At 61.0% G+C, this 14,540-nt stretch carries 13 protein-coding genes and 1 pseudogene; 6 read left to right on the plus strand and 8 right to left on the minus strand.

The features are described 5' to 3' along the window. Nucleotides 1-227 precede the first annotated feature (227 nt). Nucleotides 228-2,501 (minus strand): EAL domain-containing protein, encoded by a 2,274-nt coding sequence (locus tag U5768_RS28975; RefSeq protein WP_322033750.1) that lies wholly within the window; start codon nt 2,499-2,501, stop codon nt 228-230. A 354-nt stretch (nt 2,502-2,855) separates the two neighbouring features. Beyond that, nucleotides 2,856-5,069 (minus strand): glycoside hydrolase family 3 C-terminal domain-containing protein, encoded by a 2,214-nt coding sequence (locus U5768_RS28980; RefSeq protein ID WP_322033751.1) that lies wholly within the window; start codon nt 5,067-5,069, stop codon nt 2,856-2,858. 494 nt (nt 5,070-5,563) lie between these two features. Between U5768_RS28980 and U5768_RS28985 the strand changes: the two genes are divergently transcribed. From U5768_RS28985 to U5768_RS28995, 3 genes are all read left to right on the plus strand, one after another. Then, nucleotides 5,564-6,001: a carboxypeptidase regulatory-like domain-containing protein gene (locus U5768_RS28985; protein ID WP_322033752.1), complete on the plus strand. Its 438-nt coding sequence runs from the start codon at nt 5,564-5,566 to the stop codon at nt 5,999-6,001. Nucleotides 6,002-6,072: 71 nt separating this feature from the next. After that, entirely contained in the window at nt 6,073-6,447 is a 375-nt protein-coding gene (locus tag U5768_RS28990) for a BON domain-containing protein (protein ID WP_322033753.1), read from the plus strand. Nucleotides 6,448-6,515: 68 nt separating this feature from the next. After that, entirely contained in the window at nt 6,516-6,824 is a 309-nt protein-coding gene (locus U5768_RS28995) for a hypothetical protein (protein WP_322033754.1), read from the plus strand. A 101-nt stretch (nt 6,825-6,925) separates the two neighbouring features. Here U5768_RS28995 and U5768_RS29000 read toward each other — a convergent pair whose 3' ends face one another. After that, nucleotides 6,926-7,201: a hypothetical protein gene (locus U5768_RS29000; RefSeq protein ID WP_322033755.1), complete on the minus strand. Its 276-nt coding sequence runs from the start codon at nt 7,199-7,201 to the stop codon at nt 6,926-6,928. A gap of 211 nt (nt 7,202-7,412) precedes the next feature. On the opposite strand from U5768_RS29000, the gene U5768_RS29005 reads away from it, so the two are divergent. Beyond that, entirely contained in the window at nt 7,413-8,288 is an 876-nt protein-coding gene (locus U5768_RS29005; RefSeq protein ID WP_322033756.1) for a substrate-binding domain-containing protein, read from the plus strand. 51 nt (nt 8,289-8,339) lie between these two features. On the opposite strand, the gene U5768_RS29010 is transcribed toward U5768_RS29005, so the two are convergent. The 3 genes from U5768_RS29010 to U5768_RS29020 all read right to left on the minus strand — a co-directional run bounded on the left by U5768_RS29010 (nt 8,340) and on the right by U5768_RS29020 (nt 10,878). Further along, nucleotides 8,340-8,963 carry a VOC family protein gene (locus U5768_RS29010; RefSeq protein ID WP_322033757.1) on the minus strand — a complete coding sequence of 208 codons (624 nt, stop codon included), beginning with the start codon at nt 8,961-8,963 and terminating at the stop codon, nt 8,340-8,342. Nucleotides 8,964-8,965: 2 nt separating this feature from the next. Then, nucleotides 8,966-10,297 (minus strand): leucine-rich repeat-containing protein kinase family protein, encoded by a 1,332-nt coding sequence (locus tag U5768_RS29015; protein WP_322033758.1) that lies wholly within the window; start codon nt 10,295-10,297, stop codon nt 8,966-8,968. A 125-nt stretch (nt 10,298-10,422) separates the two neighbouring features. Beyond that, a complete protein-coding gene (locus tag U5768_RS29020) occupies nt 10,423-10,878 on the minus strand; it encodes an MEKHLA domain-containing protein (protein WP_322033759.1) in 456 nt (151 codons plus the stop codon). A gap of 192 nt (nt 10,879-11,070) precedes the next feature. Between U5768_RS29020 and U5768_RS29025 the strand changes: the two are divergent. Next, nucleotides 11,071-11,253 (plus strand): annotated as a pseudogene (locus U5768_RS29025) (DUF3311 domain-containing protein); the annotation flags it as partial. A gap of 148 nt (nt 11,254-11,401) precedes the next feature. Here the strand turns inward: U5768_RS29025 and U5768_RS29030 are convergent. Both U5768_RS29030 and U5768_RS29035 read right to left on the minus strand, forming a co-directional pair. Beyond that, nucleotides 11,402-12,181: an aldolase gene (locus tag U5768_RS29030; protein ID WP_322033760.1), complete on the minus strand. Its 780-nt coding sequence runs from the start codon at nt 12,179-12,181 to the stop codon at nt 11,402-11,404. A 96-nt stretch (nt 12,182-12,277) separates the two neighbouring features. Then, nucleotides 12,278-13,558, minus strand: coding sequence for a glycosyltransferase (locus U5768_RS29035; RefSeq protein ID WP_322033761.1), 1,281 nt, complete (start codon nt 13,556-13,558; stop codon nt 12,278-12,280). Nucleotides 13,559-13,819: 261 nt separating this feature from the next. On the opposite strand from U5768_RS29035, the gene U5768_RS29040 reads away from it, so the two are divergent. Beyond that, a complete protein-coding gene (locus U5768_RS29040) occupies nt 13,820-14,314 on the plus strand; it encodes a molybdopterin-dependent oxidoreductase (RefSeq protein WP_322033762.1) in 495 nt (164 codons plus the stop codon). Nucleotides 14,315-14,540 lie beyond the last annotated feature (226 nt).

The raw sequence follows: 14,540 nt of genomic DNA on the forward strand, positions 1-14,540 counted from the left end.
TGCGCTACTCCCGGCTGCGCTCCGAAGAACGAAACCAGGCCGCCACCGCATCAAGCGCCCACACTTATCGGCTGTAAATTTTTAAAGAGCAATTCGTCTTAATCGCTTCGTTTTCGTTCGCAGCGATCAGCGAAGGAGGCGAATTATGCGGGTCATTCCAGATATCGTCAAGCGACTTTCGAATTTTTATTTTTAGGGGTCGCTACGCCGGCTCGTCGAGGTGTCGGTCACCCGTAGACCGGCTCGACCGCCCCTTCGGGAAGAGGCTGAGGCAACCCAACACAGAAGCCTTGCGCGTAATCGATGCCGATCCCGCTGAGGCGCCCGATGATCGCCTCGCTCTCCACGAACTCGGCGATAGTGGCCTTGCCCGCGGCGTGCGCGACCTGGTGAATGGACTGGACGATTGTCCGATCGAGGTCGCTGCTGGCAATACCGCGCACAAAGCTGCCGTCGATCTTGAGATAGTCCACCGGCAGACGCTTCAGGTAAGTGAACGAGGACATGCCCGACCCGAAATCGTCGAGCGCGAATCGGCAGCCAAGCGCACGCAGGCTTTCCATAAGCGCAATCGCTTTCGAGAGATTGGTGATTACAGCCGTTTCAGTAATCTCAAAGCAGACGCTTTCAAAACTGATACCGCAGCGTTGTTGCTGCTGCACGATATATGCGAGCAAGTCCTCGTCGCCAAGCGACGCGCCGGAAAGGTTGATCGACCAGACGTTTGCCACGAGATGGCCCGCCGCGATAGCTTCGAAGGCACGGCGGATCACCCATCGATCGACGAGCGGCATCAAATTGAAACGTTCCGCGGCCCCAATGAAATACGCGGGAGGAATGACGCCGCCGGATTCGTCGATCATGCGCAGCAACAATTCAACATGCACTTCCTCGCCGGAACCGCTCTCCTTGAGCGACTTGATTTGTTGCGCGTACAGGCGGAACCGGTCGTGCTCGAGCGCCGCTCTTACGCGGGCCACCCACTCCATCTGCGTATGGGTGGTCGACTGGAGCTGGTCTTCGAGGCAATATTGATGCACGCGGTTGCGGCCTTTTTCCTTGGCCATATAACAGGCGACGTCGGCCGCCTTCATGATGTCCCACGTCGAGGTTTGCGCGGCGTCCACTTCCACTACGCCGATGCTCACGCCGGTCGTGAGCAGGTGCTGGTCCCACGGCAGCCGGATGACTGTCACCGCCTCCCGCAGATCCTCCGCGACTCGCAGAGCGTCGTCGACGCCGCACTGCGGCAGTACGACGCCGAATTCATCGCCGCCCAGGCGCGCAAGTATATGGGCCGCGCACAGTTGTTGTTTCAAGGCGGTGCCTACTCTGCGAATCAGTTCATCGCCGGCCGCGTGGCCGCACGTATCGTTGACGACCTTGAACTGATCGAGGTCGAGGAACATCACTGCATGCGAATGTGTCCATGTCTTCTCGAGCAAAGCCGATAACCGGCGCTCGAATTCACGGCGGTTCAGCAAACCGGTCAAATGATCGTGCGTTGCCTGATATTCGAGTTCGGCGGCGTGCTTGCGCGCCGTGCTGGCGTCGCGAAGCACCATCACCGTGCCCAGCATTTCCTCTTCGTCGTCGCGGATCGTCGCAACGGAGCACGCCACGGGCAGAAGCGAACCGTCGGGGCGCGTCACCGAAAGTCTGCGTTCCGCGTCGTCGGCCGCTGCTGCGCGGTTGTGCAGGCATTGAGCAGTGACGATATTGCCGGTCCGCTCATCATAGAGATCACAGACGTCGAACAGCGGCTTCTGATAAACGTCGCGCGAGGGACGCCCCAGCATGCGTTCGGCGGCGGCGTTGCAATAAGTCACGCGCGCCTGGTTGTCCATTCTGATCACACCATCGTCGATGGAAGCGAGCGTCGCTTCAGTGAGGCTCTTTTCCTTCGCGGCGGCCGCTTCTGCGCGCTTGAGTTCGGAGATATCGAAGAGGCACCCGACGATACGCGTCGCACGGCCGCTCTCATCGCGTATGGCCTTGCCGCGCCCTCTACACCAAAGGTATTGACCACCGGCCATTCGCAGCCTGTACTCCACGTCGTAAAGGCTGTCGTGCTTCAGGTGATCGATGATGGTCTCGCGCAAGCGGAGCAGATCCGCCGGATGCACGAGCGCGTTGAAGGCGTGGGTGTCCATGGGGAGATCCCCGTCGCCGTAACCGAGTTGCTGATACAGGTAGCGAGAATAGTAGGCACGGTCGTTGACCAGGTCCCAGTCCCATAGCCCCGCATTGATGCCCTCGAACCCGAGGCTAAGGCGCTCTTCGCTCAAACGCAAACGGGCGGCAAGGCGCTGGAAGAGGCGCAGCAGCAGCATCGTGGTGCAAGCGGCCATCGCTGCGAGCCACGCTACCGCGGCACGGGAATGCTGAGCAAGCACGGCCGCCGCCACGGCACTCACCCACCAAGGGACGAGCACCGCAACGATTCGACCGCGGCGGTTGCCTTCGGTAAGCCAGTTCACTGCGCGTGTGATCAGTCTCATGGCTGATTTAGTATTCTTCTCGGTTCAGCTTCCATGCGTCGCCTGCGCGCGGCACTACAAGACAGAGTCACAGCGAAGCGTGACGATGCATCTCTGGAAAACGCGCAAACGGAGGAAGGCCCACGGCCGGGTGGGTAAGTTTATCCGGTATCCCTATTCAGAATGAATGGGGATTACCCGCGCAACTCATTTGCGCTTACGGCAATTCGCATTTGCGATTTCGCGCGTGCGAATGACGGATACGAAAAGCGTTGCGAATCTGGTTTTGAACCGGCTCGCAAACGTTCGCGAGCCCGGCGTTCTCACCTATTGAAGCGTGGAGGCCGCCAACGCAACCTCCACGCGCCTCCCTGATTATCGGCTTTGCAGGCGGATATCGCGCGAAGATGCGCCCACATAGACTGCGCCGCCGGGCACATAGGCCCAGTTATTACGCGTCGTGTCCCAAACGCTCTGCGCACGTTCGGTGATCGTCACGCGCACCGGCTGCGACTGGCCCGGCCTCAGAAACACCTTCTGGAAGCCCACCAGACGATGCGGCGGCTCGCCCGCATAACTCACGCCCAGATACACCTGTGCCGTTTCCGCGCCAGCTACGCGACCGTCGTTGCGCACCGTGAACGACGCCGTGAGCGAATGTCCCGGACCCTGTTTCACCGTCAGTCCCGAATAGCTGAAGTGCGTATACGAGAGACCATAGCCGAACTCGTAAAGCGGCGTGATGTTGTTCGCGTCATACCAGCGATAGCCCATGTCCAGCTTTTCGGAGTACACAGGATCGGTCGCGAAGGCACCGTTCGCCCCCCACGTCGGCGTATCCTGATCGCGCACCGGGAACGTGACCGGCAGCTTGCCCGAAGGATTCACCTCACCGAACAGCACGTTAGCAATTGCCTTGCCGCCGCCCTCGCCCGGATACCACGCCTCGACGATCGCCGCGACCTGGTCCTTCCACGGCATCAGCACCGGATTGCCGCTTTCGATGATCACGATCGTGCGCGGGTTGGCCTTTGCAACGGCCTCGACCAGTTGATCCTGATTCGACGGATTAGCAAGCGCCAGGCTTTGCAGATCGCCGAAGTCTTCACCCGCGGGCTGTGCCACGACGACGATCGCCACATCGGATTGACTCGCGAGCGTCGCGGCCTGGGTGATCTCCTGCTGCGTATAAGCGCGGAACGGCTGCGTCTGGTCGGTGTTGCCCGCGAAGCTGACCTGCGCGGAGGGCGCGAGTTGCTGGATCGCCTGGGTGATCGGCGTATTGAGCTTGAGCCAGGGGTTAGTCCACCATCCGCAGCCCGTTGACGAAGCAAAGGCAAGGCCGCCGCAACCCGAGAAGTTGCCCGTCACAGGGTCGCGCGTATTGCCCGAGCCGCCGCCACTCAGCACGGCCGTATCGGCATGAGCGCCGATCACCGCGATCTTGTGCAGGCTCGGCGCCGAAAGCGGCAACTGGCTGTTGTCGTTCTTCAGGAGAACGATAGATTGCTCTTCGGCGGCTTGCGTGAACACGTTGTACTTCGCGAAGTCGATCGTGGCGCCGCCCTTCGCCGGATGATCCATCACGCCCGTGCTGATCATCACATAGAGCTTGCGCCGCACCATGTCGTCCAGTCGGTCCTGCGAGACCGCCTTCGAGGCGATGGCCTGTTTGACGAGATCAGGCGTGAGATAGACCGTCGGGCCGACGTCCTCTTCCTCGTCAAGGCCCGCGTTGATCGCCGGGGCCGTGCTATGCGTCGCGCCCCAGTCCGATTGCACCTGGCCCTGGAAGCCCCAATCCTTCTTCAACACGTCGGTCAGCACATGCGTGTTTTCGCATGCGTAAGTGCCGTTCAGGCGGTTGTAGCTGCACATCACGCTGCCCGGCCGCGCTTCCTTCGCCGCGATCTCGAACGGCAGCAGATAGAGTTCGCGCAGCGTGCGCTCGTCGATCTGGCTGTTGCCACCCTGTCGGCCTGTTTCCTGTTCGTTGCCGACGTAATGCTTGATCGTGGCGATCACCTGCTGGCTTTGCGTACCGATAGTGCGCGCTGCCAGCATTTCGCCCGCGAGAACCGGGTCTTCGCCGAGGTACTCGAAGAGGCGGCCGCCGCGCGGTTCGCGCGCCAGGTTCGTGCCACCGCCCAGGCCCATGCCGAATCCCTGCTCGCGCAACTGGTCGGCTATGCGTGCGCCGAAATCGCGCGCGAGGTACGGGTCCCAGCTTGCCGCAAGCGCGATCGTCGCCGGGAAGGTCGTGCTCTTCTGACTCGTGCTGCCCGAACCCGTTGCGGAGTCAACCATATTCAGGTCGGGAATGCCCAGACGCGGCACGCCCTGAATGTAGCCTGCGCCGCCGCCCGGCACGGCGCTCATCTGATATTCGGAATGGATGAACTGGAGCTTCTCGTCCTGCGTCATGAGCTTGAGCAGCAGGTCCGCGCGAATGTGCGCGCCGAAGTTTTGCGGGACGGCCATCAACGGCATCGGCAATGGATAAGGTACGTCGTTGCTGCTGTCGCCGGCATGGGCGGTAGCGGCCATCGCAACCATTACGGCAGCGGCGGGCCAACGGGTGATCCTCATATGTCTCTCCGAGAGTTCGAATACGTTATGGAGTACTGATCAGACCGGTAAACACGGTCTTGCAGAGTGTCGGGCCGCGTCAGGCACCGGCAAACTTCCTGCGGGGGAGACCGGCTGAGTCGCGCAACGCAAACGTTTGCCTTTTTGCGTCCGCTCTGGTCTCGCCGATCGATGTAGCAAAACTCCAAATAATCATATAAAAACTATTGAGTACCCTTACGGGCTTTTATCTCAGTATTTTCCCGGCTAGCAGTAGCTAACACGCATGAAAGGCGCGAATTCGACAGCAAAACGTAATATGTAAGTAATCTGATTGTTGCGGATGCAACGGAAAGTCAGAATTCGATGTGAACGGCATGACGCCGGCGAATACGGCAGGGCACCCTCCGGACGTAGCGTGCAGGGCGCGGGGCGGGCCGAAAAACGCTAATCTGTTACGACGCCGACGCAAGCTTCAGCGCGCAAAATCGACATCACCGTAAGGAGTGACCACGATGGAAAGGCAACGCAAGGTTCCCGGCATCGCTTCTACCGTCCTCGTCGCCGCTTGCGCATTCGCGCTGGCCGGCGGCGCGCTCGCGCAAACGGGCATGCCGCAAACGGAGCAGCAAGGCGACGTTTCGTTCGTGTCCGGCGGGGTTGGCCGCGACGAATCCACGGCGCTGCGGCACGCGCGCAGCCAGTGGCCACTCTCCCTGCTGTTTACCGGCCCGGGTTCGAGCTATGTCGCGGACGTGCAGGTGCAGATTACAAGCGCAGGCGGCGCATCCTTGCTCGACACGCGTTCGCACGGTCCTTACATGCTCGTGCGATTGCCCAGTGGACGCTATACGGTCACCGCGACCTATAACAACGTAACGAGGACACAACGCGTGAACGTCGCCGGCAACGGCAGCGCGCGTGCGACGTTTTCGTTTCCCGGCAAGCGTTGAGCACGAAAACGCATCTCGCCCGCCGAGATGACTTCTGAGGGTTGGCACGTACCTGGCCAAGGGAAGAAAGGATGAAAACTAACCATAAAAGCCAAATCGGCCGCACGCTGATTTCCATAGCCATCGCAGCTTGCGCGGCTAATGCGCACGCACAAACGGCCGCGAGCGCGCCCGGAGAGGCGTCCGCTCAAGAAAGCGGGCCTGCACAATCGAGCCGATCGGACAGTGCGTTGGTGCGCGACGTACGCCGGGCCCTCACACGCACCACGGGATTGAATTTCGCCGCGATTCATGTCACGGCCCGTCATGGCGTCGTGTCGTTGACGGGGTCGGTTCCGCACCAATCGCAGATCGCGCGGGCTGGCGACGCGGCTGCATCGGTGCGTGGCGTCACTTCGGTCTCGAACCATTTGACGGTGCGTACGGCTCGCGACAGCGGACCTTGATCAAGGGAGCGCTACCACCCCCGCAGCGAACGGATTACCATGGAAGTCTCGCCTCGGGGGTAACGGCTATGGCTACCTACGGTATCGACGGTGTACGTATTAGTTCCTCAACCGACCGGGTCACACACGTGCGCTGGGCGCAAATCGACCCCGAAACGCACGATTGGCTCTCGACACCGACCATTTCCGAGGTCGCGGCCGTCACTAACGACATCCGCTCGGGCGCAGTAGTGTATTCGGTATTTACGCTTGGCGGCATGAGATTTCTTGGCCCGAAGATCAAGCCGGTGCCGCATCCCAACGGCGTCGATGGAATCGATCTGGAAGTGCCGGACGGCAACGTCGAAAAGTCCATCGACGATCTTCCGCGCGTGTAGCGACTCGTCTTGTAATCCGGTGGAATAAATTAATTCGGAATGCCGATTATATGAATCGGCATTCCCAGGCCATGCTCACGGTTATCCACCCCGTTGCCCGCCTATTGCGAAGTCGTCAGTTTGAGGCTCGGTCGCAAATCGTGCGTCACCGGTTCGCGTTGCCCTTTGCGCTGGTCAGACACCTGTTCGATGCCCGCCTTCAGCACTTCCTCGCAAAACGCAATTCGCGTGCGGTAATACTCGGCCTGTAATTGTGCATCCAGAACCCGCTGCTCGGCCTGGAACAGCGCCATGCGCAATTCACCCAGCGCGCGTTGAGCCTGCTTTTCCGGCGTTGCGGCATTGTGAGCAATCAAATTCGAAAGCCAATGCAACATGGATAAGCCCCCCTCTTTTCGATTTCACGCTCGCACGCGTCAAGTTAGATAACCGCCAAAACTGTCGCTGGGAAAAGACTAGCAGAGGCGGTGCAAAGTCGTGTGTGCACAAACGAACGTGTTGTATAAACGATGCAAAAGAGGGGTGTGCAATGCGCTTTCGTCTTTCGTCACATGTTTGCGTCGCACGCTTTCATCACAAATAGGGTCGATGCATGACCGCGCCAAATCAGTCATGACTATTCATAAGCTGAGGGTTTGCACACTCGCGTTCTGCATAACGCTCGCGTTGATGGGTCCGAGTGCGTGCTTGGCGGATCAGGTCAAGGTCATGGTGTCGGGCTGGTTTGCGCCCGCGTATCGCGAGTTGGGCCCGCTATTCGAAGACGAGACCGGCAATACATTGGTCACTGTTTGGGGAGCCGCGACGGGTACAGCCCTGAATGCCATTCCTGTGAGGTTTGCGCGTGGCGAGTGGGCGGACGTGCTGATCGTGGCCAGTTCTGCGCTGGACGACCAGATTCACGCCGGCAACGTCGTGCCCGGCAGCAAGGTGGACTTCGCACGCTCGCCTATCGGTGTGGTGGTGCGCGCGGGTGCGCCAAAGCCGGACATCAGTTCTGTCGATGCGTTGCGCCGCACGTTGCTTGAAGCAAAGTCGATTGTTTATCCGCAAACCGCGAGCGGCATCGATATCGCCGACCAGGTGTTTGCGCGCCTGGGCATCGAAGGGCGCGTAAAAAGCAAAAGCCACATGGTTTCCGCCGAACGGGTCGCCACTGTCGTTGCGAACGGCGACGCGGAAATCGGCTTGCAGCAGATCGTGGAACTGTTGCCCGTGAAAGGATTGACGGTGGTCGGCACTTTGCCCGCCGAGTTGCAGCGTTATGTGGTGTACTCCGGCGCCGTCGCGACCACTGCGAAAAATCCCGCTGGCGCCGAGGCGCTGATTCGCTTTTTGTCTTCGCCGGATGCGGCGCCCGCGATCATGCGCAGCGGGCTCGAACCGATCACCGCGCCGCAGCCGCTAACGCCTCAACCGCAACCGCCTCAACCGCTAACGCAGCCGCAGCCGCAACCGAATTGAGCGAAACCACACCACGCACCACTGCCGAAAAGCGCTCGGCATAACTAAACTTTAGCTCGCAGCCATCCCCTTTTCTGCAAGTTCCTTTTTCGCGCTTTCGTTCTTCGTCAAATGCGTGAGACCCATTCCGCGCAGGACGTTCGGAGCCTTGGTGTACTGGATGTTCTCATAGCCCACGATCTCGATGCGGTTGCCCCATGGATCGCGGAAATCCAGAAACGGACCGTCTAGCAACTTGACGCCCGCCGCCGTGAGCGCGGCCCGCGCCGCCTCCTTGTCATCGACGACGAGACCGAAATGCCGTCCGTCGTCGGCGGCCTGTTTGCGTCCCGCCTGCAGTGCGATGAATTGATCGCCGAGATCGATGAAGGCCATCGTCGTGCTCTTGCCGCGCAACTGAAAGTCGAAGATGCGTCCATAGAAAGCGAGTGCTTCCTCGATATCGCCGACTTCCAGCGCGACGTGATTGAAGCCGATTGCGCGCGGCCTCGTGGTTGTGGTGTCAACCATTTCACCCTCCTTCTGCAACCCATGCACAGCGTTCACAAACTCGCCCGGAACGGGTTTCCGGTAAGACACCTTAAGTATGGCGATTGAAACGCCTGCGCACCAGCCAGCCGAACAGGATTTGTTGGATCCGTAACTGGATGAATTGCGTACCGGATCGACCGCCAAACTCAATCGCCTAACGCATCCAACCGCTCCACAATCTCATCGAACGAGGGACGCATCCCGACCTGCTGGGCGAAACAGTCGGCTGTCAGTGCTTCGAACCCGGCGGCGCGATCATGCCCCTGCCCAACCAACCGTTGCGCGAGTTCTTCCAGCAGGCACCCGAACGCACGCACCTCGATACGCTCAAGCGCCTGCGCCTGATCAGGATCGCCGATATCGTGCAATGACGCCGCGCCGAAGTCGCCGAGCAATACGTGTCCGGCGCCGTCATGCAGGATGTTGTGCGCATAGAGATCGCCGTGCATGATCCCGCGCGCATGCAGATGCCGCGCCGCCGATGCGATCCCACGCGCGATCTGCAACGCCACCGGCCTGTCGAACCGCACATCGGGCGCGTAGACGTCCCGCGTGCACGAGTCGAGGTTCGGAGGCCCGGCGAGATTGCGCAACGACGGCGGAATCAGTTCCATCACGAGACCATGCTCGCCCTGCGGATGACCCGTGGCTTTGCCAAGCACCGGGATGAGATTCGGGTGCGCCCCGGCCTGCAGGCAAGCCGCCATTTCAAGCTCCGGCAAACCGTCGCTCGTCACCGCGCCCTTGAACAGCTTGACGGCGACCGCCTCCACGGGATGGCCGTCGCGCAACAGGCGCGTCGCGCGATGCGTCACGCCCGAGGCACCTTCGCCGAGCGTTTGTCCAAGCGCGAGCGTGTGCCAGTCGATATCGGGCGACGGCGCATGGGCCAGCGCCATCTGCTCGCGCATGGCGTTCAGCGGATTGCCCGCGTAGGCCAGCCACGCGAGTCGCGGCAGATGCAACAGCCAGTCGGGCAAAGCGTCGAGCCGGTTCGCCGCAATGCGCAGCAGTTCGAGCCGGCTGCAAGCGGCCATCGTCTCGGGCAGTGACCTCAGCCGGTTGCCCGCAAGCATCAGCTTCTGCAGATTCGGGCGCTCGCCGATTTCGGGCGGCAACGCGTCGACGTCGTTATCGGTCAGGATCAGCCAACGCAATTGCGGCGGCAGCGCGCCGCCCGAAACATGACGAATGCGGTTCGCCTTGAAGCCGATCATGCTCAGCGATTCGCACTCACCCAGAACGGGCGGCAACTCGGTGAACGGGTTATTCGAGGCGAACAGAATGCGCAGCTTGCGTAGCCTCGGCAGATCATGCGGCAACGACGTGAGCGCATTGCCCGAGAGGTCGAGCACCTCCAGGGTGTCGGCGAGGTCGAATATCTCGCGCGGAAATTCGGTCAACCCGCAGGCGAGCTTGAGGTGTCGCGCGCCAGCGAGTTGCCCGTCGCGCAGTTGTTCGAGGATAGCGGTGTTCACGCGTGGACTGAGTGGGAATGGGCAAGGAAATCACGAGCGCTGGAGCCTGCCCCAGCGCCGACCGTTGCAATTTTAACGGGTCGCGCGCCGCGACCGCATTTAGCCCGCGTACCGGCTCATCCGCATCAACAAGGCGCGACGTGCGGAATCATCGCAGCCTGCCCGCGCAACACGCCGGCTTCGTCGATCAGTTGCCATACGGTGGCGCGCTCGATCCAGAAGCGCTGCCCCGACTTCGTGATCCGGATGCCGCGATAGTCCTTTACGAAGCCTTCGCGCGTCACCGAATCGAGAAATGCCTGCCGCTCGCCGCGCTCCGGCGCCTGCGCCGAAAGGCGCGAAGGCAGCGACGTGATTTCGTCCCAGTCATAGCCGAAGATCGCCTGCGCGCGACGATTTCCATACATGAAAACGGGGTCCGCCTGCGTACCGTGCGCGAGCAAGCCGAACGGCGCGCACTCGTAGAGCCAGGCCGCGCCCGCTGTGTCGCTCATGCCCTCGGGTACGAGCGCGACGCCTAACAGGCCGCGATAGCTGTTTGCCAGAAGGCGAAAAAGTTCGGTATCCGTGTGCGCTGGCATTTAAACGGACTCCGTCGAATGAAGGCGTTGCGCAGGCTCGACCTCACCCTTGCGCGCACCATACGGATTTGCTTCGCTAACCTTATTAATTTCCAATCTCCACTTTTTCGAGGAATATGCTTCACCGATCGCGTGTTGTGCCTTCCAGATCGCCGCTTCCCAAGCCGCGACGACTCTCGAAGGGCTACGCAATTGAAAGGCAATCCCAAATCGCTGCGACGCTGGCTTTCCCTGTTGTACGTGCCGTGGCTGGCCCTTATCGTCGTGCCCGCCTGCGACAAGATCGACCCCATGTGGGACGGCATGCCGTTCTTCTACTGGTATCAGCTTTTGTGGCTCCTGGGCGGCGGCGTGATAACCGGCATCGTGTTTTTCGCGAGCGACGTCGTTGCCTTGAATGGCGCCGCACGGGAAAACGCTACATCGACGCCAGACGCGGATGCACCCCCTGCGCTTATCGCCGATTTTCATTTTGAAGCGTTTGAAGGGGAGGCAGATCTCTAGTTCGCCGGCGTGCCCTGGCTCAACCCAGGCAGTCGCCATGCACACGCAGCGCACGCCGTGCGTAATAGGCGAACGTCACGCGATCGCGCTTTTCCGTGGAGACCCAGTCGTGCGCCTCGCTCGCGAGCGCGCGCGGCAGCGGGCGAATCGTGCCGGCCGCCATCGCGAGCAGTTGCAGCCGCGCGGCTTTTTCCATCAACAGCGCGAGCATGCACGCTTCCTCCACCGACTTGCCCACCACGAGCTGGCCATGATGCGCGAGCAGGATTGCGCGCTTTTCGCCAAGCGCCGCCGAGATAATTTCGCCCTCTTCGTTGCCCACCGGCACACCGGGCCATTTCTCGAGAAATGCGCAGTCGTCGTAGAGCGGGCTCGTGTCCATATGCGAAACGCTCAGCGGTACCTCCAGCATCGACAGCGCGGATACATGAGGCGGGTGCGTGTGGATAATGCAGTTCACCTCCGGCCGCGCGCGATAGATCCACGTATGAAAACGGTTCGCCGGATTGGGAATGCCCTCTCCCGCAACGACTTCGAGATCCTCGTTCACCTCGATCAGGTTGGTCGGCGTGATCTCGTCGAAGCCAAGACCCAGCCTCTGGGTGTAGTACGTGCCGCTGCCTGATCGCCCGGTAATCTGCCCGGCAAGCCCCGAGTCGTGACCACCATCGAAAAGGATGCGGCACGTCAACGCCAGTTTCTGCGGCAGATTCCACGCGCCGTCGCTGACGCCGCTTTCGAGCCGGCGCTCGGCGAGCGCCACGAGTTCCTGCTTCGACATGCCGAGTGTGCTGCTCATGCTGTCCCTCCGATCGCTATCGCATTAGATGGATGTAACGCACTGTAGAAGAGTATTGTGAGTGAGTAAAGCGAGCAGCGCGGATTCATGTTCGCCCTATTGCACCGTAGTGAGCAGCCCGATGATTTCAGCTTTGGTATCGAACGCCGCGTAACGGGACTTCAGCGTTTTCGCCGCTTCCGAATAGTCGGAAGTCTGCAAGACCTCGTCGATCGCTTCCCGTAGCGACGCGGGATCGGGCGCATTGGATTTCAGATCGATGCCGCAACCCGACCACTGAACGCGCGCCGCGATCTCCGCCTTGTCTTCGGTAAGGCCGGCCACGACAATCGGCACGCCTTCGCTTAGTGCGTGATTGACGGTTCCGTATCCGCCGTTTGTGACGAGTACGTCCACGAACGGCATGATCAGTTCGTAAGGCAAAAACTCCGTGACATACGCGTTGGCCGGAATCGGCGCGGGAATGGCCGTTGCCGGCTTGCCGCCCGTCGTGACCAGCACGACGAGATCGTCGCGGCCATTCAACGCGGTCAGCGTTGGGCCGACGAGTTGCCCGAGGTCGAAATTCGCCACCGTTCCCTGCGTAACGAGAACGACCTTTTTCGCGGGATCGATATCGCGCGCCCATTCCGGCAGCCGCGTCTGAACCGAACCGGGCAGGTGCCCGACGAACCTCACGGTTTCCGGCAGCGTTGCGCGCGGATATTCGAATTCCGGCACGGTAGCCTGTATATAGAGATCCGGCCGATAGACCGTGGCGTCGAAAAGCGTTTGCGCAACGGGCGCCGCGCCGACGCTCGCCAGAACTTCATTGAGCGAACGCGCGACCGGCTCGTAAAACGATTCCTGCAACCCGTCGAGAATCTGCTTATAGGCGCTCACCTGCTCGTCGGTTTGCGCGGGCGGCAGGCCTGGTCCCATCGGCGCGTGATCGTCGCGGGCGGACCATAGAATGCTGATGGCGCAATGCACGACAGCGGGTCTCTGTTCGCGAGGGCGGTCCAGAAGCGGAAACGAGCCGAGAAAAAGCTGGTCGCAAATAACGACGTCTGCGGGAAACTCGCGCAGCGTCTGCGTCAATTGCTGATACTGCTCCGGAATGATGTCGATGAACACCTTCTTCATGTCGAACAGCAGCATCTCGGCGCCCGGCGCAAGGTCGGCTCGTTCGGGAAAGTATTCGAATATCCTGGAAAGATCCCTGTTGGGTTTTCCAGTGAACGCCTTGTGCTGCACGCCGCTTTTTATGAACCGGTCTTTGAACGCCTCCGCCGTCAGCGCGAGGACTTCATGTCCTTCCTCGACCAGGACGCGCGCGATGGCAAGCAGAGGATTGATGTGTCCAGCCGCAGACGTTGCAGTAACGAGAAATTTCATTTGAGTCCGCCTCAGCAGTTTCGGGGGTGATCGCAGGAGACAAAGTGCTCACGGTCAGCCCCTACAACAGCCGACAAAGCCGATCTATTCCGGGCGGAAGGGAAGATTCGATTTAATAAGGATGACGTATCAAATAGATTGAAATTGCTTTCCGGCGACATCACCGCTACGGCATGCCCGGTATCTCACCGTCGATGCTGACTGCGGGTGCCCGGTAGCGTAATATACGCGAAGCTATATCGAACGACCGGAGACTCATGTATGGAAAGCGCGAGCGCCCTCGACCCAATCGACAATACCGCTGCGCAATGCGCCCCGCTTGTCCTCACGGGCAGCCTCGTGCGGCCGATGGCCCTTTCGATCGAGGCGCTCCGGCAATATCCGGCCATAACGTGTCCCGCGTTCGATCTGCGCTGCTACACCACGCAGCGCTTCATCCGGACTGTCGCGCCCTACCGCGGCGTGCGCCTCACGGACCTGCTGGCGCGGGCGGAACTGCGCAACGACGTGGACGGCGACTTCAAGCGCATGGTGTTCCTCGCCGTGGGTCATGACGGTTACTTCGTGACGTTTTCGTGGCACGAACTGTTCAATACGGCCGTGGGCGAGCAGGTAATTGTCGCGTACGAAAGCGGGGACAAATCGCTCGACGCGCAGCACGGCGCCCCTGTGCTGTTTTCCGGCGCCGATCTCGTGCCCGCGCCGCGCCACGTCAAACGTCTCGCGCGCATCGAGGCCCGCGTGCTCACACTCTAAGGGCGCTTGCCTGGCTGGCTCGTGCAACGCAAGCTGGCCCCCGCTTTCGCCGCTGCTAAACGCGGCGCCTCCGGTAGCCTCGCCCTCCGCATTCGTGTCCGTCATTTCGTGGCATATTCCCCGCAGCGCGGCCTGAACGCGCCCGACCGTAGCTTGCGCACGCAATGTGCTACCTGCACGGCATCGTTCCCAGGCGGGTGCCGGGGACATCCACGGATCTATCCGC

The sequence above is a fragment of the Paraburkholderia sp. J76 genome (assembly GCF_905220295.1).
GTDB lineage: Bacteria > Pseudomonadota > Gammaproteobacteria > Burkholderiales > Burkholderiaceae > Paraburkholderia.

Excerpts from the sequence above, each read along its gene's own strand:
- U5768_RS29020 (WP_322033759.1), bottom strand. The coding sequence starts at position 10,878 with ATGCCAGCGCACACGGATACCGAACTTTTTCGCCTTCTGGCAAACAGC.
- U5768_RS28990 (WP_322033753.1), top strand. The coding sequence starts at position 6,073 with ATGAAAACTAACCATAAAAGCCAAATCGGCCGCACGCTGATTTCCATA.
- U5768_RS29030 (WP_322033760.1), bottom strand. The coding sequence starts at position 12,181 with ATGAGCAGCACACTCGGCATGTCGAAGCAGGAACTCGTGGCGCTCGCC.
- U5768_RS29000 (WP_322033755.1), bottom strand. The coding sequence starts at position 7,201 with ATGTTGCATTGGCTTTCGAATTTGATTGCTCACAATGCCGCAACGCCG.
- U5768_RS29035 (WP_322033761.1), bottom strand. The coding sequence starts at position 13,558 with ATGAAATTTCTCGTTACTGCAACGTCTGCGGCTGGACACATCAATCCT.
- U5768_RS29040 (WP_322033762.1), top strand. The coding sequence starts at position 13,820 with ATGGAAAGCGCGAGCGCCCTCGACCCAATCGACAATACCGCTGCGCAA.
- U5768_RS28975 (WP_322033750.1), bottom strand. The coding sequence starts at position 2,501 with ATGAGACTGATCACACGCGCAGTGAACTGGCTTACCGAAGGCAACCGC.
- U5768_RS28980 (WP_322033751.1), bottom strand. The coding sequence starts at position 5,069 with ATGAGGATCACCCGTTGGCCCGCCGCTGCCGTAATGGTTGCGATGGCC.
- U5768_RS28985 (WP_322033752.1), top strand. The coding sequence starts at position 5,564 with ATGGAAAGGCAACGCAAGGTTCCCGGCATCGCTTCTACCGTCCTCGTC.
- U5768_RS28995 (WP_322033754.1), top strand. The coding sequence starts at position 6,516 with ATGGCTACCTACGGTATCGACGGTGTACGTATTAGTTCCTCAACCGAC.
- U5768_RS29005 (WP_322033756.1), top strand. The coding sequence starts at position 7,413 with ATGCATGACCGCGCCAAATCAGTCATGACTATTCATAAGCTGAGGGTT.